The 22,175-nt window shown below is 47.8% G+C and carries 17 protein-coding genes; 1 reads left to right on the plus strand and 16 read right to left on the minus strand.

The window, feature by feature from the left end; genetic code table 11:
• Positions 1–22: 22 nt before the first annotated feature.
• The 12 genes from MHI21_RS22935 to argC all read right to left on the minus strand — a co-directional run bounded on the left by MHI21_RS22935 (position 23) and on the right by argC (position 14,642).
• Positions 23–1,624: a glycosyltransferase family 39 protein gene (locus tag MHI21_RS22935; RefSeq protein WP_342418958.1), complete on the minus strand. Its 1,602-nt coding sequence runs from the start codon at positions 1,622–1,624 to the stop codon at positions 23–25.
• A complete protein-coding gene (locus MHI21_RS22940; protein WP_025721701.1) occupies positions 1,621–2,040 on the minus strand; it encodes a GtrA family protein in 420 nt (139 codons plus the stop codon). The genes MHI21_RS22935 and MHI21_RS22940 overlap by 4 nt, the downstream gene beginning before the upstream one ends.
• Positions 2,003–3,010: a glycosyltransferase family 2 protein gene (locus MHI21_RS22945; protein WP_025721702.1), complete on the minus strand. Its 1,008-nt coding sequence runs from the start codon at positions 3,008–3,010 to the stop codon at positions 2,003–2,005. The genes MHI21_RS22940 and MHI21_RS22945 overlap by 38 nt, the downstream gene beginning before the upstream one ends.
• Before the next feature lie 23 nt (positions 3,011–3,033).
• On the minus strand, positions 3,034–5,493 hold the full coding sequence (locus MHI21_RS22950; protein ID WP_342418959.1) for a glycosyltransferase family 2 protein: 2,460 nt from the start codon (positions 5,491–5,493) through the stop codon (positions 3,034–3,036).
• Complete coding sequence (locus MHI21_RS22955; RefSeq protein ID WP_069292030.1) at positions 5,486–5,737, minus strand: hypothetical protein; 252 nt, start codon at positions 5,735–5,737, stop codon at positions 5,486–5,488. Before MHI21_RS22955 ends, MHI21_RS22950 begins: the two co-directional genes overlap by 8 nt.
• A 447-nt stretch (positions 5,738–6,184) precedes the next feature.
• Complete coding sequence (gene argH / locus MHI21_RS22960; RefSeq protein ID WP_342418960.1) at positions 6,185–7,597, minus strand: argininosuccinate lyase; 1,413 nt, start codon at positions 7,595–7,597, stop codon at positions 6,185–6,187.
• 87 nt (positions 7,598–7,684) lie between these two features.
• Positions 7,685–8,920, minus strand: coding sequence for an argininosuccinate synthase (locus MHI21_RS22965; RefSeq protein ID WP_061829944.1), 1,236 nt, complete (start codon positions 8,918–8,920; stop codon positions 7,685–7,687).
• A gap of 63 nt (positions 8,921–8,983) precedes the next feature.
• Entirely contained in the window at positions 8,984–9,940 is a 957-nt protein-coding gene (argF, locus tag MHI21_RS22970) for an ornithine carbamoyltransferase (protein WP_342418961.1), read from the minus strand.
• Between the two features lie 48 nt (positions 9,941–9,988).
• Positions 9,989–11,251 (minus strand): acetylornithine transaminase, encoded by a 1,263-nt coding sequence (locus MHI21_RS22975; RefSeq protein ID WP_069290522.1) that lies wholly within the window; start codon positions 11,249–11,251, stop codon positions 9,989–9,991.
• Positions 11,252–11,304: 53 nt separating this feature from the next.
• The gene (gene argB / locus MHI21_RS22980; protein WP_061829941.1) at positions 11,305–12,144 is read right to left on the minus strand and encodes an acetylglutamate kinase; all 840 of its coding nucleotides are present in this window, start codon (positions 12,142–12,144) and stop codon (positions 11,305–11,307) included.
• 118 nt (positions 12,145–12,262) lie between these two features.
• Positions 12,263–13,489: a bifunctional glutamate N-acetyltransferase/amino-acid acetyltransferase ArgJ gene (gene argJ / locus MHI21_RS22985; RefSeq protein ID WP_342418962.1), complete on the minus strand. Its 1,227-nt coding sequence runs from the start codon at positions 13,487–13,489 to the stop codon at positions 12,263–12,265.
• Between the two features lie 103 nt (positions 13,490–13,592).
• Positions 13,593–14,642, minus strand: a complete 1,050-nt coding sequence (gene argC / locus MHI21_RS22990) for an N-acetyl-gamma-glutamyl-phosphate reductase (RefSeq protein WP_250260287.1) — start codon at positions 14,640–14,642, stop codon at positions 13,593–13,595.
• A gap of 415 nt (positions 14,643–15,057) precedes the next feature.
• On the opposite strand from argC, the gene MHI21_RS22995 reads away from it, so the two are divergent.
• Positions 15,058–15,972 carry an SMP-30/gluconolactonase/LRE family protein gene (locus tag MHI21_RS22995; protein WP_342418963.1) on the plus strand — a complete coding sequence of 305 codons (915 nt, stop codon included), beginning with the start codon at positions 15,058–15,060 and terminating at the stop codon, positions 15,970–15,972.
• 99 nt (positions 15,973–16,071) lie between these two features.
• Here the strand turns inward: MHI21_RS22995 and MHI21_RS23000 are convergent, their stop codons facing one another.
• The 4 genes from MHI21_RS23000 to raiA all read right to left on the minus strand — a co-directional run bounded on the left by MHI21_RS23000 (position 16,072) and on the right by raiA (position 22,133).
• On the minus strand, positions 16,072–16,971 hold the full coding sequence (locus MHI21_RS23000) for a YitT family protein (protein WP_134903261.1): 900 nt from the start codon (positions 16,969–16,971) through the stop codon (positions 16,072–16,074).
• A 97-nt stretch (positions 16,972–17,068) separates the two neighbouring features.
• Positions 17,069–18,182, minus strand: a protein-coding gene (gene prfB, locus MHI21_RS23005; protein WP_103047450.1) for a peptide chain release factor 2 whose coding sequence is annotated in 2 segments (ribosomal slippage) — positions 17,069–18,109 and positions 18,111–18,182 — 1,113 coding nt in all. Because the reading frame shifts where the segments join, the coding sequence is not laid out codon by codon here.
• A 528-nt stretch (positions 18,183–18,710) separates the two neighbouring features.
• Positions 18,711–21,161: a preprotein translocase subunit SecA gene (gene secA, locus MHI21_RS23010; protein WP_134903256.1), complete on the minus strand. Its 2,451-nt coding sequence runs from the start codon at positions 21,159–21,161 to the stop codon at positions 18,711–18,713.
• Between the two features lie 411 nt (positions 21,162–21,572).
• The gene (gene raiA / locus MHI21_RS23015; RefSeq protein ID WP_023990642.1) at positions 21,573–22,133 is read right to left on the minus strand and encodes a ribosome-associated translation inhibitor RaiA; all 561 of its coding nucleotides are present in this window, start codon (positions 22,131–22,133) and stop codon (positions 21,573–21,575) included.
• Positions 22,134–22,175: the final 42 nt, after the last annotated feature.

Raw genomic sequence — 22,175 nt, forward strand, 5'->3', positions numbered from 1 at the left:
ACGATGCACTAAAATATAATAATTATTTCGATTCTTCATGCTCTATTTTGTACAATCGCCACTGCCCGTCAAAGTCATGTACCAGTGAGGCCCACGACGCTCCCTTTTCGAATAAATCAGGATAGCTCCGGTTTACCTGATCCAGCGGTACCCCATTCACCAACCGCGTGACCAACACATAATCCACCTTGGAAGCAGGCAGATCCATCAAAGATTCTCCAAAATCAAAATCACTCGTAATCATAAACTTCTTCGGAATTTTGCTGCTCAAAATGATCGGATAGGCGGCATAAGAATCTGTCAAAATGAGAGATGTACCATAATGCTCATCCAGCCACGGCGCTATTTTCCGCTCAATAATTTGACGTTCGTAGCTTTCATTACCACTATGCGTCAAATAGCTGTGTTCATCTGCTGCAATCGCGGGGTTCGTCAGTGCGTAGGATAACAAGCCTGCTGTTACCAACATTCCTGCTGTTACCAGAGAGATTCCGATCCCCCTCATTTTTCCCTTCAATAAACTCAGCTCATACGGCAACCAGGCAACCGTAATCGGGAATACATACATAAAATATCGGAACCATCCAAAAGAAGACTGCTTGAGCATCAGCAAAAGCTGAAGTCCTGGCACCGATAAAAAAATGGCCAGTAGCGTTAACGTGCTCCAGCTCAACAGACGTTTGTCCAATAGTCGTATGAGCAAAATGGCAATCAGCGGAGCAGCATACCATAAGGTTCGTTGCCCGATAAACTTTAGCATCAGCACAGGGTGGGCAAACATGGCCACAAAGCGTTGATCCTCTAACAAAGCCGCTGATTGTGTGGAATTGGAATATTGCGAGCGTAAAAAATAAAGCGGATCGCCCATGATAATCCAGTTAAAAAAGAGCCACAGCAGACCGGAAAAAACAAGTGGCAACAACAATAGAAGCCATGTCGCTTCCACCTTGTACAGGCGCTCTTTTAAAGACAATTCCGTTCTAACCATCTCTCTGTTTGTACGCCACCTATGCAGAAAAAAGATCGTCAGCAATACACCCAAGGCCATCGCAACGCCAAGCGGAACCGCTTCATAGCGTACCCAAAAAGCCAGTGCAAGCGCAAAACCGGATACGATCAAATTCGCCGCCTTGCGATCCTTCAACCACATACAAAATCGACTCACTGTCAACAGGATGAAAAAGATATATGGCGAGTCACTTAAGCCGTTGAAGCCAAACAGAAACATAAATGGATTCAGTGAAAATAATAGCGCAATCAGCAAGCTGGTTGCACCGTGAAGCCCCAACTGTTTGCCTGTCGCATACAATAATGCCGCGCTCGCCCCTGCAAACAGGCTGCTCACAATCACTGCCGCCAGCCCGTGGGAAGCGAGTACTGGAAATAAAGGATAAAACAACAGCACAATCAGTTCCATCAAACTGGGCAGGGGATTCCATACAAACCCGATAGCACCCAAGTGTGGGTCACGACTGTATAGCACATAAAATGCGTTAGCCACTCGACTGAGAGCATCGGTATGCATATAACCAAGATACCATGCAAAATACACGCCCACGGCCAGTTCAAGAGCAGTAATACAAACAAACAATGATAGAAATTTTCCGTGTTTTCTTAAAATCATGAAACCTCTTTCTGACGCTGTTGCGGAACGGAGAAGATCCAGTAGCGGTTCCAAAAATAATTATGAACAGGCACGATGATGGTAGTTAGTACTTCACCGATCAGATACGACCAACCGATCCAGTGAATGGTCACGTACATCAGAGCGGCATTTAAGAGCAAGCCACAGGTACAGACCAATAAATATTTAAGAAACTGGGTGCGGCTTCCCTCGCCGGTAGGCTCGAACGTCCAGTTTCGGTTCAGCACATACGAAACGAGCAATGTAACCACGAATCCGATTGTAGTAGCCGTTACTGCTGGTACCGTAAACAACTCCACCAGCAGCACAAGCACACCAACATGGATACCTGTACCCAGCAACCCCACAATACCGTATTTAATGATTGGATACTTTAGATATGAACGTCTGATCATGTTGATTAAACTCCCTGTCCACCCACAATCGGTCAGCATTCGCCCGTTTATCTGCTATCAGATAGCGAGGCCTAGCTTTGACTTCGTGATATATGGCGGCAATATATTCTCCTACCACTCCAATCGACAGCATGAGTACACTGCCAATAATCAAGAGCAGCAAAATCACAGTGGTAAAACCGGTCACAGCGTCACCCGTTAATTTGCGCATTAAGGTCTGAATCCCCAATACGACTGAAATCAGCATAAAAATGAGGCCCATCAGACTTACTACCCGCAACGGTACTGTCGAGAATGAAACGATCGCTTCTGCTGCCAGTCGAATCAGCCCTAACGGACTCCAGCGGCTTGGCCCCTCTTCGCGTGGAGCCACCCGGAATGAAATCTGGGTTTTGCGGAAACCTAGCCAGGCTGTCATCCCGCGGAAAAACGGCATCCGCTCTGGCATCGCCATCCAGGCATCCACCACTCGTCGATCCAGTAGCTTATAATCGGAGGCATCCTTGAGATTAAAGCCTGTCAATCGGTTCAAGGTCGCGTAGAACAAAGAAGCTCCGAGCTTTTTGCCCACCGACTCTTCTCCCCGAAATTCTTTCACACATTCGACCAAATCATAACCTTCATTTTGCCATAAACGTACCATTTCTCCAATCATTTCAGGAGGATGCTGCAAATCACCGTCCATGACAATAATCGCATCGCCAGAGGCATTTTCCAGACCTGCGCACAACGCCAGCTCCTTACCGAAATTCCGACTCAGCCGGAGCGCGAGCAAAGAGGGCATACGACGGGACAATTCGGACAGCTTAAGCCACGTATCGTCTTTGGAACCATCATCTACTATGATGAGCTCATAGCGTGAGGTGACAACAGACAATACCCCATCAATTACCTTAAGTGAACGCTCGAGATGCGAGCTTTCATTGTACATGGGAATGACGACGGATAAAAAAGGTGTTTTTGTCTCCATTCTTGCTCCTTCTTTCTTCATATTCAGGAGGACTGTGCCGGGGTATCATCCAAGTCGTGCATATCGGTCAGACCATGCGTGGTCTTCTCCCAATAGAACGGCTTGGTAATGAGCTGCCAAGCTGCTTTCACCGCAGCTATACTCATAAGTACCCAATATAACGGCGAGAGTAGCCCGTATTTGACCATCGCGTATGAAAATGTTCGTTCACCGCGCTCTTCCAGTTCCCCGATGACCCAATACATTCCGGCCACATTACTGAATACGAACAGAAAGTTACCGATATAAAACTCCGCGCTGGCCAGGTAATACACATAACCCGGGAATAGCTTGGGAATAAAGGACAACTCCCAGCCAAACCATAAAATAAGCAACCCCCAAAAAATCGGATTCAGCAACGGCAACATCGGAGTTGCCAGAATCATCACCTGAAAGCCGAAAAAGCCTTTCCAGCCCACTTCGCGCACCAGCTTAACCGGATTGCGCATATGAACCAGCCATGTCTGCATATACCCCTTGATCCAGCGTGACCGCTGACGAATCCAGTTGCCCACGCGGCTGTTAGCTTCCTCCCATGTGCGGGAATCGACAATAGCAGTTTTGTAGCCGCCTTTATACAGACGTATGCCCAGATCGGCATCCTCGGTTACATTGTAGGGGTCCCACGCATTAATATCTTTTAATACAGATACCCGAAAATGATTGGATGTGCCGCCTAACGGAATTGGGGTATCTAACTGCATAATACCCGGTAGCAGTAACTCGAACCACATACTGTATTCTTGAGTGAACCAGCGGGTCAGCAAATTTTGCGTACTATTAAAGTAGTTAAGCTTCGCTTGAATACACGCATAATGCTCAGGGAGTGAATCAAACGCCGCAATGACCTTTTTAAGCTGATCAGCGTCGGGACGATCTTCAGCATCGTAAATCACGACAAACTCGCCCCGTGCCCGAATAAGTCCATAATTACATGCCTTCGGCTTGGTTTTTGGCAAACCGTCTGGAACGACCAGTGTCGTGTAATAGGCCGGCAGCTTCATTTCCCGAAGTAGCTCGATCGTCTCAATGTCATCCTCTTCAATCAGCAGCCGCACATCCAGCTTGGACTTTGGATAATCCAGCTGCTCCAAATTCCGCAACAACATCGGAAGCACGCCCGCTTCCTTATACATAGGTACAAGAATGGTATAGATCGGCAGTTTCTTTTCATCCATGGCGTCAACCTCTTCCTTCGTGAAACGAAGCTGCGCTCCACGCCGGGAACCGAGATAAATAATGCCAAACTTAAATAGCGTCATCGCAAAATAAAACAGCTGAATCATCATATTGATGATCAACACCGTTTTCCAACTGTTCCATAAGAGACCGAGCAGTGTAATCATACCCATGGCCGCGAACACCCACAGCTGTCCCTTTGTAAAAGTCGTCCGCGCCGAATTGTGCGGTTCTTTTTCCAATAGCCCGGTCGTGCTCTCCTGCATCATTTCTTCACCGTAGATTTTACCCCAGAGCTGCTCCATCTCTTCCTTCGTAGCAAGCACCTGCTCTACCGGCATACCCAAAATTTCCTCCAGCTTCAAGCGTCGCTCTTCTGGCAGTGGATCGCTGACCGCCACAATATAACGGTTCATATATTGATGGATGACGACCACGCCATATGCCATCGCCACTTGCTCGGGTAGTTTATACGCCGCATCCAGCGCGAGTTCCTCACCAATACGCCCGATTCGGTTCTGTGTAGCAATCGCGCGGTACAGATCCGCAGGTTCCAGCATTTGCAATGACAGCAAGATGTCGCCGAGCAGCCCACCGCTCTTCGCCTGGAACTCCAGTGCGCGCTCCAGTTGTTCCGGCAATATATAGCCGGAACGAACCAGCATATCGCCTAGGCGCTCTTTGGACTCGTCGCCGCCAACCTGTTCCTGGAGCTGCTCAGCTGTAATGAAGCCCATCTCTACAAGAATATCGCCCAGCCTGCCACCGTAGCGCTTCTGGTTGCGGATGGCATCTGTCAGCTGATCGCGGGTGATCATCCCGTTCTCCACCAGTTGATCGCCCAGACGGGCCTTGCCGTTTCGTCCGCTCTGCGTTCCTGTTGCGGCCTTTTCGCCTTCCGTACCAGGGATACTGGAAGCAGTGCCCATAGCCGTTCCTGCCGCTACCTGTTCCTGCCCAGATGCATATTGGACTTGAGCCTCCTGCACCTGTCCCTCCTGTAACCCTTCATCCAGCAATTGTTCCACAGCTGTTGCTGTATCATTGGCGTTCTGTATCGCCTGGATACGAAGTTCTGTATCCTGAAGTCGCCGTTCCAACTCTTCGATATGAAAATCAAGCTTGTACAGCACCGGGGCCTGCTCTGACCGCTGAGCCTCTAGCTGTTGTTGCAGTTGTTCGATTCGCTGACGCTCTTCTTTTATTCTTCTCTTGGTTTGGCGAATTGAAACTCCTCCAACCTGCCACCTAAGCTTGTCACCCATGAATTCCCGCCCTCTCAATCCAGCGCCGCTCTTCCGCAAGCGCATCCGCAAGCAGCTGCTTTAACTCCGCATCCCGTTGCTTTTTCCGTTCCAGCGCCGCGTGAAAAAGTTCCCGCTCCTCACGCAGTAACTCCTCCGCTTGCACCCGTTCCTCATGCAATGAAGATATCAGTTGATCGGCTTCAGAAGCGCGATAACCGATCCAAGCGCTCTTTAACTGACGCGCCGTCCTTTTAGTTCTCATAATACCTCCCTGGATCATCCCGACTCTGCCTTCTGCTACGTCGCTACTTTAAAGCTTTTACTTGCCGTTCTCCCGAAACCAGGACATACCTCCGTTCTCATTCAAACCCTTCATTTACACATTTATGAAATTCGCCTGAGCAAAAGAGCCCCTAGTAACTTGACATTTATTTATTGAATATAGTTCTTTCCCTATTGAATTGGTAATTCAATGAAAAACTTAGTGCTATTCTACCATAATCATGGTAGACGTAGTATACAAAAATGTAAATTCTAGAAACTTTCACACTAGTGTATTAATAGGTATTTGGAACTATGAATTAATGCCCCAAAAAACACAAAAGACACCGCGAACGGTGCCTTTGAAACTTAGATTGCTAATTCCTTAAAATTTGATTTTACACAGCATCCCGCTGCTATGCAAGAGAATAATATCTTTCTTTACTGATTATTTTTTTGGCTTGTGCCCTTCAAACCATGTTGATGTATTCGCCAGGAGCTGTTCACTGCGCCCAATAGCTGCCTGTACCTGCCCGGTAGCGGTTCCGCCATATACATTCCGTGCATTAACCACCGCTTCTGGTTGAAGTACCTCATAGATACGCTCGTCAAACAGATCCGAAAACTGCTGGAATTCGTCCAGTGTCAGATCAAGCAGGTATTTTCCATGCTGGATGCAATACAGTACGGTTTTGCCAATGACCTCATGCGCCTGACGGAACGGGAGCCCTTTGCCGACCAGGAAGTCCGCAATATCCGTTGCGTTGGAAAAATCCTGATTGACCGCTTGACGCATACGATCCTTGTTCACCTTCATCGTGGCGATCATCGGTGCGAACAGTTGCAAGGCTCCTTCCAGCGTGGCAACGGTATCGAACATCCCTTCCTTGTCCTCCTGCATATCCTTGTTGTATGCCAGCGGCAAGGATTTCAATACAGTCAACAAGCCGACGAGGTTTCCATAGACACGTCCGGTTTTACCACGTACCAGCTCCGGTACGTCCGGGTTTTTCTTCTGCGGCATAATGCTGCTGCCTGTGCAAAAAGCATCATCCAGCTCGACAAAACCAAACTCCGTGCTGCTCCATAGCACCAATTCTTCGCTCAGACGAGACAAATGCGTCATAATCAGCGAGGCGCCAGCCAGGAACTCTACGATAAAATCCCGGTCGCTGACGGCATCGAGGCTATTTTCATATACACCATCAAATCCCAGCTGCTCGGCTACAAAATGACGGTCGATCGGAAAAGTGGTCCCGGCCAAAGCGCCAGCACCGAGCGGCAACACGTTAATCCGCTTATAGCTGTCTTTGAGTCGGTCAATATCACGTTCCAGCATAGACACATACGCCAGCAGATGATGTGCAAATAAAATAGGCTGCGCACGCTGCAAGTGTGTGTAGCCAGGTACAATCGTGTCCAGATTATCCTTTGCCTGGCCGATTAATGCAGCTTGTACGTCATGCAGCATACCCACCAGCGATACCACACGTCCGCGCAAGTACAAGTGCATATCCGTTGCTACCTGATCGTTACGGCTGCGCCCCGTGTGCAGCTTACCTCCGACCGGACCAATGGCCTCGATTAAATTTTTTTCGATATTCATGTGAATATCCTCATCCGAAACAGAAAATTCAATTTCCCCACGGCGGATACGCTCCAGGACCGTGTGCAGTCCTTCCTTGATCGTGTCTGCATCCTCCCGAGGAATAATTCCACATTTTCCCAGCATGGTCACATGAGCCAAACTGCCTTGAATATCTTCTTCCGCCAACGCCTGATCAAACCCGATAGAAGCCGTATATTCCTCTACCAACTTGTTCGTTTGCTTCGTAAACCGTCCGCCCCATAGCTTACTCATTGCATGATCCCCTCTCTGCAATACAAGCCGCCCTCGTCGTTTGGACAAGAGCGGCCCGCATCCCGTACATTTTTTTAGGTTACATCATTATTTATGATTTTGTGTTACGCCCGCGTTGACCTTCAAACGCAGAGCATTCAAGCGGATAAAGCCTGTTGCATCGCCTTGATCGTAGGCTTGTGTCGGGTCGGCTTCCATGGTTGCAATGTCCGGGTTGTACAAGCTAACCGGGCTTTTAACGCCTGCACCGATAACGTTGCCTTTGTACAGCTTCACACGCACGGTACCACTGACATTTTTCTGACTCTCATGAACCAGAGCCTGCAAAGCGACACGTTCCGGTGCGAACCAGAAACCGTTATAAACCAAGGTAGCATAACGGGTAATCAGACTATCACGCAGATTCATAACCTCGCGATCCATCGTGATGGATTCCATTTTGCGGTGAGCTGTGAACAGGATCGTACCGCCCGGCGTCTCATAGACTCCCCGACTTTTCATGCCGACAAAACGGTTTTCTACCATATCCACGCGTCCGATACCATGCTTGCCGCCGAGCTCATTCAGTTTTTCCATCACTTGCAATGGACTTAGCTGTTCTCCGTTCAAAGCGACGCAGTTACCTGCTTCAAATTCCAACTCCAAATATTCTGCTTCATCAGGAGCGTCCTCAGGCGCGTTGCTGAGCAAGAACATTCCTTTATTTTCAGGAGCACTTGGATCAAACCAAGGGTCCTCCAGCACGCCGCTTTCATAGCTGATATGCAGCAGATTACGGTCCATGGAGTATGGTTTGGCTGCAGAAGCAGTTACCGGAATGTCGTGTTTTTCCGCATAGGCAATCATTTCTGCACGGCCCGGGAACTGATTGCGGAACTCTTCCAGCCGCCAAGGTGCGATCACCTTGATATCCGGCGTCAACGCCGCCGCGTTCAGCTCGAAGCGTACCTGATCGTTACCTTTGCCTGTTGCCCCGTGAGCAATGGCTGTTGCTCCCTCGGCAATCGCAATATCGACCATCCGCTTAGCGATCAATGGACGTGCAATACTCGTTCCGAGCAAATATTGTCCTTCATATAAAGCACCCGCCTGAAACATCGGATAGATAAAATCCTTGGCGAATTCATCACGCAGATCATCAATGTACACTTTGGAAGCCCCTGTAGCGAGTGCTTTTTCCTCCAAACCGTCCAGTTCTTCCTTTTGACCGATATCTGCGGTGAATGCGATGATTTCAGCATCATAAGTTTCTTTGAGCCATTTCAGAATGACCGACGTATCCAGACCGCCGGAATATGCGAGTACGATTTTTTCTTTTGCCATTGTTAAAGTCCTCCCCGAATGCTTCTAGCCTTTATCTTCTTTACTTATCAATACCTATCAACCTTATGCCATTAAAGCAACTAGCAACGCTTTTTGCGCATGTAGACGGTTCTCCGCTTCATCAAAGATGACCGAATTCGGACCATCGATTACGCCTGCGCTTACTTCTTCCCCACGATGCGCAGGCAGACAATGCAGGAATATATAATCCGGCTTCGCCAGCTTGGCCAGCTCCTCATTCACCTGGAAGTCGGCAAAAGCAAGCTCCCGCTCCTTCTGCTCTTCCTCAAACCCCATGCTCGCCCACACATCTGTGTAGATCGCATCCGCATCTTGTACTGCTTCCTGCGGACTTTGGGTTATAACGATCTCACTCCCTGTCTGTTTGGCAATTTCACGGGAAGCTGCGACCACACTGGGGTCCGGCTCGTATCCAACTGGACTTGCAATGGACACATGCACTCCAAGCTTCGCTCCCCCAATCAAGAGGGAATGAGCCATATTGTTACCGTCTCCGATGTAAGCCAATTTGAGCCCTTTTAGCTTACCCTTTTGCTCATACAAGGTTTGATAATCGGCTAGTACTTGGCATGGATGCGCCAAATCACTCAATCCATTGATCACAGGAACGGACGCATAACGTGCCAACTCTACCACATTATCGTGCCCAAAGGTACGAATCATAATGCCATCCAGATAACGTGACATGACTTGAGCCATGTCGCTAATCGGTTCGCCGCGTCCCAGTTGAATGTCATTTTTGCTGAGGAAAAGGGCATGCCCGCCCAATTGATACATACCGACTTCGAAAGATACCCGTGTACGTGTAGAGGATTTTTCGAAAATCAGTCCGAGCGTTTTCCCTTTTAGCGGCTGATAAGTTTCCCCGTTTTTGTGCTTACGCTTAATTTCAATGGCGAGATCAATTAAATACTGGATTTCCTCTGGAGAGTAATCGTCCAGCTCCAGGAAGTCCCGTCCTTTCAAATTCATCTGCTGCAGTGCGCCGCTCTGGCTCATGCTCTCGTCTCCTTTTACACTCTAGTCTATGATAATTTGGCCTTTACACTAAGCCAAATGCTCCCGAAACAATTCAGCAATCAAGGTTACAGCCTGATCTATTTCGTCTTTCGTTACATACAAGTTAGGCAACAGACGAATCACGTTTGGTCCTGCTGTAATGAACAGAATGCCCTTCTTCTGTCCTGCCAAAACAAGCTCCGCTACCGGTTCCGCACACTCAATACCAACCATCAGACCTTTTCCACGGATATCCTTTACAAAAGGGCTATCTCCAAGCTGCTTTTGCAGACTATGGAAAAGGTAATCTCCCATCTCAGCTGCACGTTCTGGTAGCTTGTCATCAATAATCGTTTCAATAGTAGCTTGAACCGCTGCCATAGCAAGTGGCGTACCTCCAAAGGTAGAACCATGACTGCCCGCTGTGAACGCTTCACGCAAATATCCTTTGCCTAGCATCGCACCCACAGAGAAACCACTGCCCAGTCCTTTCGCCAATGTAAAGATATCCGGCTCTATACCATAATGCTCAAAGGAAAACAGTTTGCCCGTCCGTCCCATACCTGTTTGTACCTCGTCAATGATCAGCAGCAAACCATGCTCGCGGCACAGCTTTGTAATCACATCTACGAAAGCAGGGTCTACCGGATACATGCCACCTTCGGCCTGCACCATTTCCAGCATAATTGCCGCCGTGTGCTCACTAATGGCTGCTTCAAGCGCCGTCTGATCATGAAGCGGAACACTTTTGAACCCGGCAGGAAGCGGTAAAAAACCCTCTTTAACTTTGTCCTGACCCGTAGCGGTCAAGGTTGCCAGCGTCCGTCCGTGAAAGGATTGCGTGAACGTAATGATTTCGTAGCGACCGGTCTGCTTTACCTTCTGGTGGTAACGACGCGCCAGCTTAATTGCAGCTTCGTTCGCTTCGGCCCCGCTGTTGCAGAAAAACACGGCATCTGCACTGCTATTTGCTGTCAGCAACGCAGCAGCCCGTTCTTGCCCCGGAATATGAAACAGATTGGATACATGCCACAATTCATCGATCTGTTTTTTCAATCGTTCAGCTACTGCTTGAGGCGCATGGCCGAGATTGGTAACGGCAATGCCTGACATGAAATCCAGATAACGCTTGCCCTGATCGTCCCACAGCCAGCTTCCTTGTCCTTTCACGAGTGTAAGCGGGTATCTTGCGTAGGTTGGAAAAAGGGAGCTTTCTGTCTGCGCTTTTGCCGACACCTTTTCCGTTTGCACTCCGCTTCCATCCGTACTTGGCATTTCCTCGCTCACCAGCGTATTCGGTTCCTTACTCATTATGTTCACGCTCCTTTATCGTTTGGTTATATAGGTCGAGCTATATGTTGCAATTACTGCATACGCACGATGCGTGTTCCAATCGATTCTCCGCCCAGCACACGGCTTAGTACCTGCGGTTCGCTACCGTTCACAATGACGACTTCCTTCACTTTGCCATGGATACAGGCAATAGCCGCTCTCACTTTCGGGATCATACCACCATATATTTCACCTGTGCTGATCATATCCTCAATCTCCTGTACGGTGATAGAATCCAGCACTTTCTTTTCTCCGCCATACTTCTTCAATATGCCTGGTACATCTGTAACGACGATCATCCGACTGACCCCCAGATGAGAGGCTACCGCACCCGCCGCTGTATCCGCATTAATGTTGTAACGCTGACCAGATCGATCAATCCCGATGGGTGCAATAACAGGCATATAGTCCATATCCAGTACACCTGTAATAATCGAGGCTTGAACGGACGTTACCTCTCCGACCCAACCGACCTCAGCGGCGTTCGACACAGGCTTGGCTTCGATTAAATAGCCATCACTGCCTGACAACCCCAACGCTCGGCCCCCATGCATCCCTATTCTACGTACAATCTGCTTGTTAATGCTGCCTGCCAGTACCATTTCCACGACATCCAGCACGGGTTCGGTCGTTTTGCGTAATCCATGAATAAACTCTGTTTCGATCCCCAGCTTCGCCAAGTTGTCGGAAATCGCAGGGCCACCGCCATGTACAATGACAGGTTGAAGACCTTCCGACTGCAAACGCGCCAAATCTTCAAAAAAGGAATCAGGTAACGCAGCCAGCGTACTTCCTCCGCATTTCATCACAAAATTACGACGTGCCACTCCCGCATGATTCGCTTGATCCGCGTGTTCCACTGCCGATTGCATATCATCTCTCCTTTTCTTCTCTGCATATCCGTGCAATTTCCAAATGATACTGGACTTCCATCCGCTCGTTGCTTCTATTATCTACTATCCTTATTCAATCCGTATTTTATTCTGGTCTCTATGTCCGATAAGCAGCGTTAATCCGCACATAATCATAGGTTAGGTCACAGCCCCATGCTGTAGCGGTTCCGTTCCCGTGATGCAAATCAACAATAATTTGCACCGTATCTCCCCTCAAATAGGCTAGCGCCTCTTCTTCGTCAAAAGCGACCGGACTCGATTGGCTTAGCACAACAATATCACCCAAGCGAATATCTACCGTATCTGGATTAACGGGCTCTCCAGCACGCCCTACGGCCGCAATAATCCGTCCCCAATTCGCATCTGCTCCGAAGACGGCTGACTTGACCAGACTGGACCCAACCACCGTCTTAGCTATCGCTTGAGCGGACGCATCGCTTACCGCTCCGCTTACAGACACCTCTACTAGCTTCGTAGCACCCTCTCCATCGCGAGCAATTGCCTTCGCCAGCTCTCGGCAGATATAGGTGAACGCCTCGGCAAAAGCGTCCCAATCGGGATGCCCTACGTGCAGTTCACGGTTGCCAGCCAGTCCGCTCGCCATGGCGATTAGCATATCGTTCGTGCTCGTATCCCCATCCACCGTAATCATATTAAAGCTGGTATCCGTTGCCTGCTTTAATAGTTGATGAAGCGCCGTCTGTCCGATCGCTGCATCACAGGTCATAAAAGCGAGCATTGTTGCCATATTCGGATGTATCATGCCAGATCCCTTGGCCGCCCCGGCGATGTGTACGGTCACACCGTCCACTTCAACCGCCACACACGCTTCCTTTTTAACTAAATCCGTTGTCAGAATGGCTTGCGTAAATTGCTCTGCTCCATCGTTTGCCCCGTTCATACGGTCAGGTAAGGAGGATATACCGTCAAGCACACAATCCATTTTCAAATGCTCGCCGATCACGCCCGTCGAGGCGACGGCTACATTGCTCTCAGCAACACCCAGTTCATGAGCCGCAGCCGAACGCATAGCGTAGGCATCCTGCTCTCCTTGTTGTCCCGTGCAGGCATTGGCGTTCCCGCTGTTCACCACTACTGCCTGCAATCGACCATCTGCCAAGCTCTCGCGCGTCACCTTCAGCGGTGCAGCCTGAAACACATTGGTGGTGTACACCGCAGCAGCTGTCGCTTCTACCTCGCAACGAATCGCGCCCATATCGTTGCGGTTCGAATTTTTCAGTCCGCAGTGTAATCCCCCGGCTGTAAAGCCACGCGGAGTTACGATGTTGCCTCCGTTTACTACTGTAAACTCTAATTTGCCCATAATTATGTGCCCTCGTTCGCAACATATTCGATGAATGACAGCTGCCTGTATTCGAAATTCCGCTCGCTGACGTTTCCGTATCCATGTTGCGGTTACTTGCTACTTACGGATATACCGGTATGAAGCCCAGCCCGAGGTTCTCCTCCCATCCCATCATCAAATTTAAATTCTGAATCGCCTGTCCAGCGGCACCCTTCACAACATTATCAATGACGGAAATAATCGTAAGGCGCCCGGTTCGAGCATCTGCTGCAAAACCGATGTCGCAGTAATTCGAACCCAATACTTCCTTCGTTGCTGGCCATATACCTTCGCCACGTACGCGGACAAAAGGATGCCCTTTATAATAATCCCGGTATAACCCGATAAGATCCTGATCTGTATGGTCACCCTTCAGCGTGACATAAATTGTACTCATAATTCCTCGGGTCATGGGAACAAGTTGTGTTGTAAACGTAATCGTAACGTCCTCGCCCGCAATATCACCCAGTACCTGTTCGATCTCAGGGATGTGCTGGTGCTTATTCACCTTATAAGCTTTAAAATTCTCGTTCATTTCCGCATAATGCGAAACGAGGCTTGTTCCCCTACCTGAGCCGGATACCCCGGATTTGGCATCTACAATCAGCGAGCGATGGTCAATCCAATCCGCTTTCAGTGCAGGAATAATGCCCAGCAATGTTGCGGTCGGATAACAGCCTGGATTAGAAATAAAAGAAACGCCCGCCAGCTTTTCTGCATACACCTCACTGAGTCCGTATACTGCTTGCTTGAGATACTCGGGTGAAGCCGCAGGCTTTTTATACCATGCTTCATACGTTTCTCCGCTTCGAAGCCTAAAGTCCCCGGAAAGGTCAATGACCTTCAGTCCGGCATTAAGAAGCTGCGGCACTAACTTAGTACTAACGCCCGATGGCGTAGCAGTGAAAACCAGATCGGCCTTGGCAGCAATTTCGTGGACTTCGACACCGTCCAAATCCTGCACCACAATGTCCGTCAGATGTGGAAACCCGTCACTGATTGGGACACCCGCGCTGGATGAAGAAATAACAGATACAATCTCTACTTGCGGATGATGAACCAAAAAACGAATCAGCTCCACCCCGCCATACCCGGTGGAACCGACAATTGCCACTTTTAACTTGCTGCTCACAGACCTTCCTCCATTCCGTTCCTATGAAATATGTATTATTATACGACTCTATTCATATAAATACAACACCTCATGTCATGTTATTCCTCTAAATTTAAAATATGCGCTCTTACCTATTCTTTTGACGGGCAGGCTGTACGGGCTATAATAAAGGAAATAAAAAATAGACAGAGAGCCTCTTGAATACAGTCTGCCGTTTTGCATAAAGAAAAGGGGGATATTCCCTTTAAATTATTTCACATATTGGTATTCATCTCGATTGGTCATTTGCTGCACTTTATGAACTTGTTGAACATGAAGGGAAGTACACGTAGCACTACACACAAGCAAATCACATGGGCTGCATCTAGTGAATCTGCGCAGAGGAGCCGCTAAAGCGGATAATTGGGGTCGAAAATAAACCAAAACGTTAGGAGTGCTACACATCGAAACATATACAGCGAATATCGTTATAGATGCAAAGGCAAAGTTAGGCGAGGGTCCCAGCTGGGATCAGCGGTTTCAACGGTTATTTTGGGTCGATATTGAAGGTTTTCAACTGCATATCTACGATCCTTCTACGTGCACAGATCGTACAATAGAGGTTGGTGAACATATTGGTGCAGTTGTACCTTATCTCAAAAATAAAGTGATCGTAGCGCTGATTAGCGGTCTATATTGTTTGGATATTGAGACAGGGGCCAAAGTATTAATTCATGATCCTGAGGAAGGTAGACTAGGTAATCGTTTTAATGATGGAAAATGCGATCCTGCAGGACGTTTTCTAGCAGGAACAATGAGCTTAAATGACGAACACGCGCAAGGAGCATTGTATAGTCTGAGCACTAAAGGCCACGTCTCCTTACTGGTTGATAAAGCCTCCATATCTAATGGATTAGCCTGGAGCGCAGATCATCGTACAATGTATTACATTGATACTCCAACATTGGAAGTCGTCTCCTTCGATTACGATGTGGCACAAGGCACTATTAGGAATAAGCAACTGGTGGCTAGATTGGATGAAAGTGAAGGGTATCCAGATGGCATGACAATCGATGCAGAGGGCATGTTGTGGGTCGCGCGATGGGGCGGTAAACGTGTCTCCCGTATCCATCCTGCTCATGGAGAAGTGATTGCTGAGGTGTCGCTCCCCGTCAATTGTGTGACTTCGTGTGCTTTTGGCGGTGAACATCTGGATGAGTTATATATTACGACTGCTCAAGATGATGATAGTGCCGATCAACCCTTAGCAGGCGGTCTATTCATGGTCAAAACAGGGGTGAAAGGAACGCCAACCTCGTATTTTAATCAAGGACAACCTGCAAATTGGCTTGAACGATTAGTAAAATGAATCTAGTAAAGCCATACTGAAGAGAGAAGAGCCTACTATATTAGTGGGCTCTCCTGCATTGATTCAGTTAAGAGCATGCCTCAGACAGGCCCCTTTGTTTCAGCTTTCCTTCTTAAACCCTTCACCCAATACCTCACGAGTATTACTAATAATCACAAAAGCCTCCGGGTCTACCAAACGGACGAGCGTTTTAAGGCGAGTTACCTCGTTTTGTCCGACTACAACCATAAGCACAGGACGTTCTTCGTTCGTGTAACCGCCCCGTCCCGCCAGTTCTGTCAATCCCCGGTCCAAATCCTGCAAAATAGCCTGCGTGATCGTTTCTTTCTGATTCGATATGATGTAAGCCACTTTGGAGTAGCTCAGTCCCATTTCCACGGCATCAATGACCTTGCCCGTTACAAACAAGCCGATCAACGCATACAGCGCCCGTTCCGGCGAGAGGGCGAAACCAGCCAGTGTAATCACTGTGCCATCCATCAACATGACACAGAGAGAAAGACTAAACCCCGTATACTTTTGAATAATCTGCGCCAAAATAGCCAGTCCACCCGTCGAGCCCCTGCCCCGAAACACGGTACCCAAACCCAACCCTACTCCGATTCCACCATATAGCGAAGCCAGCAACGGATTTGTTGTCGGAACTGCCCAGTCCTTCGTCACATAAACGAATAGTGGCAGCATAATACTTCCCAGCAGAGAACGCAAACCGTATTTTTTCCCTAACAGCAGGACCCCTGCTATAAATAACGGAATATTCATTCCCCACTGCGTATAGGCGGGTTCCAGGCCAAACAGCTCCTCGCCCAAGATAGACAAGCCCGATACCCCCCCGGATGCAATCCGGTTCGGGAGCAAGAACATGTTAAAGGTCAGCGCTGTAATGAAAGATCCGAGTATAATCAGTAAAATATCGGTCACGTTGCGTGCGGGTCCGCTGGCGGCAATCAGAGGCTTGCGTCGTCTTCGGCGAGCAGCGGGAGGATTTAATTGAGACATCATTCGTGTTCTCCTTTAGTTAAAAAATACCGTTACACAAAAATTCCTACAGTCTGCAGGCACATGGTCTGCGGACTGTAGGAAAACGTACAGGCTATTATTCTGCGTCCAGCTTAATTTGGCTGCGCAGGTAACCATCGATGAACGGATCGAGATCGCCATCCATGACAGCTCCTACGTTACCAGTCTCCACGCTAGTACGGTGATCCTTAACCATGCTGTATGGATGGAACACGTAGGAGCGAATTTGGCTGCCCCATGCAATATCGGACTGTTCTCCGCGGATTTCGTCCAAATGCTGACGCTGCTCTTCGATCTTACGCTCGTAGAGCTTGGAACGGAGCATCGTCATGGCACGCTCTCGGTTCTTGATCTGGGAACGTTCATTCTGACAGGTCACGACAATACCGGAAGGTAAATGCGTAATCCGAACGGCTGAATCAGTCGTATTAATATGCTGACCGCCCGCACCACTGGCCCGGTACGTATCAATTTTAAGATCTTCCGTGCGGATTTCAACGTCCACATCATCCGCAATTTCAGGCACCACATCACAGGATACGAACGATGTATGTCGACGGCCGGAGGAATCAAATGGAGAGATACGAACAAGCCGATGCACGCCTTTCTCTGCTTTCAAATAGCCGTAGGCATTGTAACCTTTGATCAAAAGGGTTACGCTCTTAATCCCTGCTTCATCACCCGCTAGATAATCCAGGGTTTCTACCTTAAAGCCCCGTTTTTCTGCCCAGCGTGTATACATCCGTAGCAACATTTGTCCCCAGTCTTGGGACTCAGTTCCACCTGCTCCCGGATGCAACTCCAGAATGGCATTAAGTTTGTCATACGGCTGATTCAAAAGCAATTGCAATTCAAACTCCTGAAGCTTACTCAGCAGAGAAGTGACACTGTTCTCGATCTCTCCAGCCAGTGTTTCATCGCCCTCCTCATCAGCCAGCTCAGCCATCATACCAGCGTCTTCATATTCCTGACGAAGCTGTTCATAGCTGTCTACTGATGACTTAACAGCGTTCATTTCTGCAATTACACCTTGAGCCTTATCATTATCATCCCAAAAGTCAGGTGCAGCCATCTTTACTTCAAAGTTTGCGATCATTTCCTGTTTGAGATCTAAGTCAAAGAGACCCCCTAAGGTTTGTTAGTTTCTTGCCTATTTCTCGCAAATCATGCTTTACACTTGGATCAATCATGATGTCATTCTCCTTTTAATATATGGTTAGGGGGAGTGGAGCGTTGTGAGTTACGGCTGGGTGAGGAGACGCTGCGCGAATGATTTGATCTTACGATCGCTGTTGCAGCGAGATGCCCTTGATTGGATTAACACATTCAAAGGTGGGCATCTCACTGCAAAGGCGAACGCTGACGCTTCTCCAGATTCAAACCCTCCGCTTCGCTACCGACCGCCGTAAACGCCGTAAAGTCAAACTGCTTTTTAAATAACTGGCTCTGGTTATGTGAGCCAGATTAACTGCTGAGTTAACTGACAAACAAGCAGATACCTGCTTGCTTGTCATAATTGTTTTAAAAGAATTGAGAGCAATCTAGCCATTCATCAATATTCAAACTGACCCTCAAACAGAAGAACTATAAATTGAACACATCAGTCTCACCCCTGTATGGCACAAAATGGCCGACGGTCAGTGGTTGAACTGCCGCCTGCCATTATATGCACTGCAGGGAATAGTGTATCTCAAGATTTCTCCCTTAATTTCAATCCGTTATTTTCTACGCGGACGCGAAGGAGCGGATTTCTTTTTAGGAGCCGCGGGTTCACCACTTGTCGAGATTTTGTCTTCGTCGATGACAGCTTGACGCTCTTGATTGGATTCAATTTGTGCTTTCATGATGTATGTCGCTACTTCCTCTTGGATGCTAGCAATCATAGCATGGAACATTTCGAAGCCTTCAAATTGATATTCGCGCAGCGGATCAGTACCGCCGTAAGCACGCAAGTGAATACCTTGACGCAATTGATCCATAGCATCAATATGGTCCATCCATTTGCTATCGACTGCACGCAGTACGATAACTTTCTCGAACTCGCGTACCATATCTTCGCCAATCATTTCTTCACGGCTGTGGTATCTGTTGGTAACTTTTTCGAAGATCATATCCACGATCTCCTCTTTTTCCTTGCCCCACAGGTCGTCACGCGTAAGTGTATTTTCCTCAAGCAGGTTGTTATTCACATACTCTGCTACTTCTTCAAGCTCCCAGTTTTCAGGAATGTCATCACCGCAATGAGCTTCCACCACACGCTCAATGACAGGCTTGATCATGTCAAACACAATTTCCTTGATGTTCTCTGATTCCAGCACCTCACGGCGTTGCTTGTAAATAATAGCACGCTGCTGGTTCATTACATCATCATACTGGAGAACAACTTTACGCTGATCAAAGTTGTTGCCTTCGACGCGTTTTTGAGCTGATTCGATAGCACGTGTAATCATGCGACTTTCGATGGGTTGGTCTTCCTCGAAGCCCAAGCGCTCCATCATATTCAGTACGTTGTCCGCACCAAAACGCTTCATTAACTCATCGCCCAGCGATAAGTAAAACTGCGTGGAGCCTGGATCACCCTGACGTCCTGCACGTCCGCGAAGCTGATTATCAATACGACGGGATTCATGACGTTCTGTACCGATAATGTGCAAACCACCAAGTTCTGATACGCCTTCGCCCAATACGATGTCAGTACCGCGTCCAGCCATGTTGGTAGCGATGGTTACTGCGCCAGCTTCACCTGCACGGGAAATAATCTCAGCTTCCTCAGCATGATACTTAGCGTTAAGCACTTTATGACGAACGCCTTTGCGTTTCAGCATTTCAGAAAGAAGCTCCGAGTTTTCAATAGAAACCGTACCTACTAATATCGGCTGGTTCTTTTTGTTACGCTCCAGGATTTCATCTACCACTGCATGGAATTTACCTTTCACGCTCTTGTACACTACGTCAGGCATATCCACACGCTGGTTGGGGCGATTCGTCGGAATTTGGAGCACTTCCAGACCATATATTTTTTTGAATTCTTCTTCTTCTGTTTTAGCTGTACCCGTCATACCCGCCAATTTGCGGTACATACGGAAATAGTTTTGGAATGTAATTGTCGCCAGTGTCATGCTTTCATTTTGTACAATGATGTTTTCCTTCGCTTCAATAGCTTGGTGCAAACCATCACTGTAACGACGTCCAGCCATCAAACGGCCTGTAAACTCATCGACAATCAGGACTTCACCATCAGCTACGACATAGTCCACATCCAAACGCATAATAGCGTTAGCTTTCAAGGCTTGTACGATGTGGTGATTGATTGTAACACTTTCCTGATCGTACAAGTTTTCAAGACCAAAGAAATTCTCAGCCTTAGATACGCCATTTTCAGTCAATGCAACTGACTTCACCTTAATATCCAGCGTGTAATCTTCTTCAACATTCAGGCTCTTCACAAAACGGTCAGCCGCAAAATACAGCTCGGTCGATTTCTGAGCTTGTCCTGAAATGATCAATGGTGTACGAGCTTCATCTACGAGAATGGAATCCACTTCATCAATGATACAGAAGTACAACGGACGTTGTACCATCTGCTCTTTATAAAGCACCATATTATCGCGCAGATAATCGAACCCAAACTCATTGTTTGTACCGTACGTGATGTCACAAGCATACGCTTCCTGCTTGGCGGCATGATCCATGTTGGCCAAATTCAGCCCTACGGACATTCCCAGGAAGTTATAAATCTGTCCCATTTCTCCGCTGTCACGTTGCGCCAAATAGTCATTGACCGTAACCACGTGCACGCCTTTACCCAACAGAGCATTCAAATAAACCGGCAGTGTTCCTACCAGTGTTTTACCTTCACCGGTTTTCATCTCGGCAATTTTACCTTCATGCAGCGCAATACCGCCGAGCATCTGTACGTCATAATGACGTTTGCCCAGCACCCGCTTGGACGCTTCACGAACAGTTGCAAAAGCTTCCGGCAAGATTTCTTCAGCCGTAGTCCCTTGTTCGACCCGAGCTTTAAATTCCGCCGTCTTCGCTTGCAACTCCTCATCCGAGAGCTTTTCAAAATCCGGCTCTATCTTATTGATCAGTTCAACCGTCTTCATTAAACGCTTGACGTCACGTTCATTGGTATCTCCGAAGATTTTCTTAACAATTCCTAGCATGGTTTACCCCTTTCGCGCAAAACAATTAATAGAATCAATTTCACAATTAGAAAGGGTCCATGATGAAATTGATTCCCGATATGTTTGACAGGCCCGGCTGTACCAGCCCATCGTGCGATGTTCTTTGCATAAATTGTAACAGTTTGTAGGACATGCCGCAACACAAGCAGCCTCCAGATTTGCATCCGGTTAAAGATACCAAAACAATTGACGCACGAAATACACAACTTGGTTACACTTATCCAAGTTTAAATTTCCTTACATTTACAAAAAAACATATAAAAGAGCCCTATCCCGCCAGGTTCGCAAGGATAAGGCTCGTGTTGTTTTCATTTTCCTAATATCCATGAAGCATGCTTCAATCGAAATCGTTCTATTCATTTTAAAATGTAAAAAGTTCCTACTTACAGGCTATTCCCGTTCGATCAGACCGTATTTACCATCATTGCGCTTGTAAACTACGTTAACTTCTTCGTTGTCTATATTGGAAAACACAAAGAAATTATGTCCAACCATGTTCATTTGAAGAATAGCTTCTTCCACATCCATAGGTTTCAATAAGAAACGCTTGGTGCGGACAACTTCCAGCTCATCCAGTTCTACATCCTCATCTTCAGCAACAGCCACGCCACCTGCCGGATCTTCCACAAAAAGGGTTTTTAAACTGCCTTCCTGACGGAATTTTCGGTTTAGCTTGGTTTTGTGCTTGCGAATTTGCCGTTCAAGCTTGTCTACCACGGCATCAATGGATGAATACATGTCATCGCTCTCGTCTTCGGCACGGAGTACAAGCCCCGGCAAAGGAATGGTTACTTCTACAGTGTGCAAATCTCTGGTTGTGCTTAACGTTACACTTCCATCAGACGTCGGGGGTGCATCGAAATACTTTTCAAGTCTGCTGAATTTCTTATCAACGTAGTCCTTCAAAGCGTCGGTAACCTCGATCTGTTGACCTCGTACTGTTAAGTTCATAGGGCACGCCTCCTTTGCTCCTTCAGTATAGCACATATGTTA

Source organism: Paenibacillus sp. FSL H8-0168, assembly GCF_038592955.1.
GTDB classification, from domain to species: Bacteria; Bacillota; Bacilli; order Paenibacillales; family Paenibacillaceae; genus Paenibacillus; species Paenibacillus polymyxa_B.

Excerpts from the sequence above, each read along its gene's own strand:
- MHI21_RS22935 (WP_342418958.1), bottom strand. The coding sequence starts at position 1,624 with ATGATTTTAAGAAAACACGGAAAATTTCTATCATTGTTTGTTTGTATT.
- MHI21_RS22940 (WP_025721701.1), bottom strand. The coding sequence starts at position 2,040 with ATGATCAGACGTTCATATCTAAAGTATCCAATCATTAAATACGGTATT.
- MHI21_RS22945 (WP_025721702.1), bottom strand. The coding sequence starts at position 3,010 with ATGGAGACAAAAACACCTTTTTTATCCGTCGTCATTCCCATGTACAAT.
- MHI21_RS22950 (WP_342418959.1), bottom strand. The coding sequence starts at position 5,493 with ATGGGTGACAAGCTTAGGTGGCAGGTTGGAGGAGTTTCAATTCGCCAA.
- MHI21_RS22955 (WP_069292030.1), bottom strand. The coding sequence starts at position 5,737 with ATGAGAACTAAAAGGACGGCGCGTCAGTTAAAGAGCGCTTGGATCGGT.
- argH (WP_342418960.1), bottom strand. The coding sequence starts at position 7,597 with ATGAGTAAGCTATGGGGCGGACGGTTTACGAAGCAAACGAACAAGTTG.
- MHI21_RS22965 (WP_061829944.1), bottom strand. The coding sequence starts at position 8,920 with ATGGCAAAAGAAAAAATCGTACTCGCATATTCCGGCGGTCTGGATACG.
- argF (WP_342418961.1), bottom strand. The coding sequence starts at position 9,940 with ATGAGCCAGAGCGGCGCACTGCAGCAGATGAATTTGAAAGGACGGGAC.
- MHI21_RS22975 (WP_069290522.1), bottom strand. The coding sequence starts at position 11,251 with ATGAGTAAGGAACCGAATACGCTGGTGAGCGAGGAAATGCCAAGTACG.
- argB (WP_061829941.1), bottom strand. The coding sequence starts at position 12,144 with ATGCAATCGGCAGTGGAACACGCGGATCAAGCGAATCATGCGGGAGTG.
- argJ (WP_342418962.1), bottom strand. The coding sequence starts at position 13,489 with ATGGGCAAATTAGAGTTTACAGTAGTAAACGGAGGCAACATCGTAACT.
- MHI21_RS23000 (WP_134903261.1), bottom strand. The coding sequence starts at position 16,971 with ATGTCTCAATTAAATCCTCCCGCTGCTCGCCGAAGACGACGCAAGCCT.
- secA (WP_134903256.1), bottom strand. The coding sequence starts at position 21,161 with ATGCTAGGAATTGTTAAGAAAATCTTCGGAGATACCAATGAACGTGAC.
- raiA (WP_023990642.1), bottom strand. The coding sequence starts at position 22,133 with ATGAACTTAACAGTACGAGGTCAACAGATCGAGGTTACCGACGCTTTG.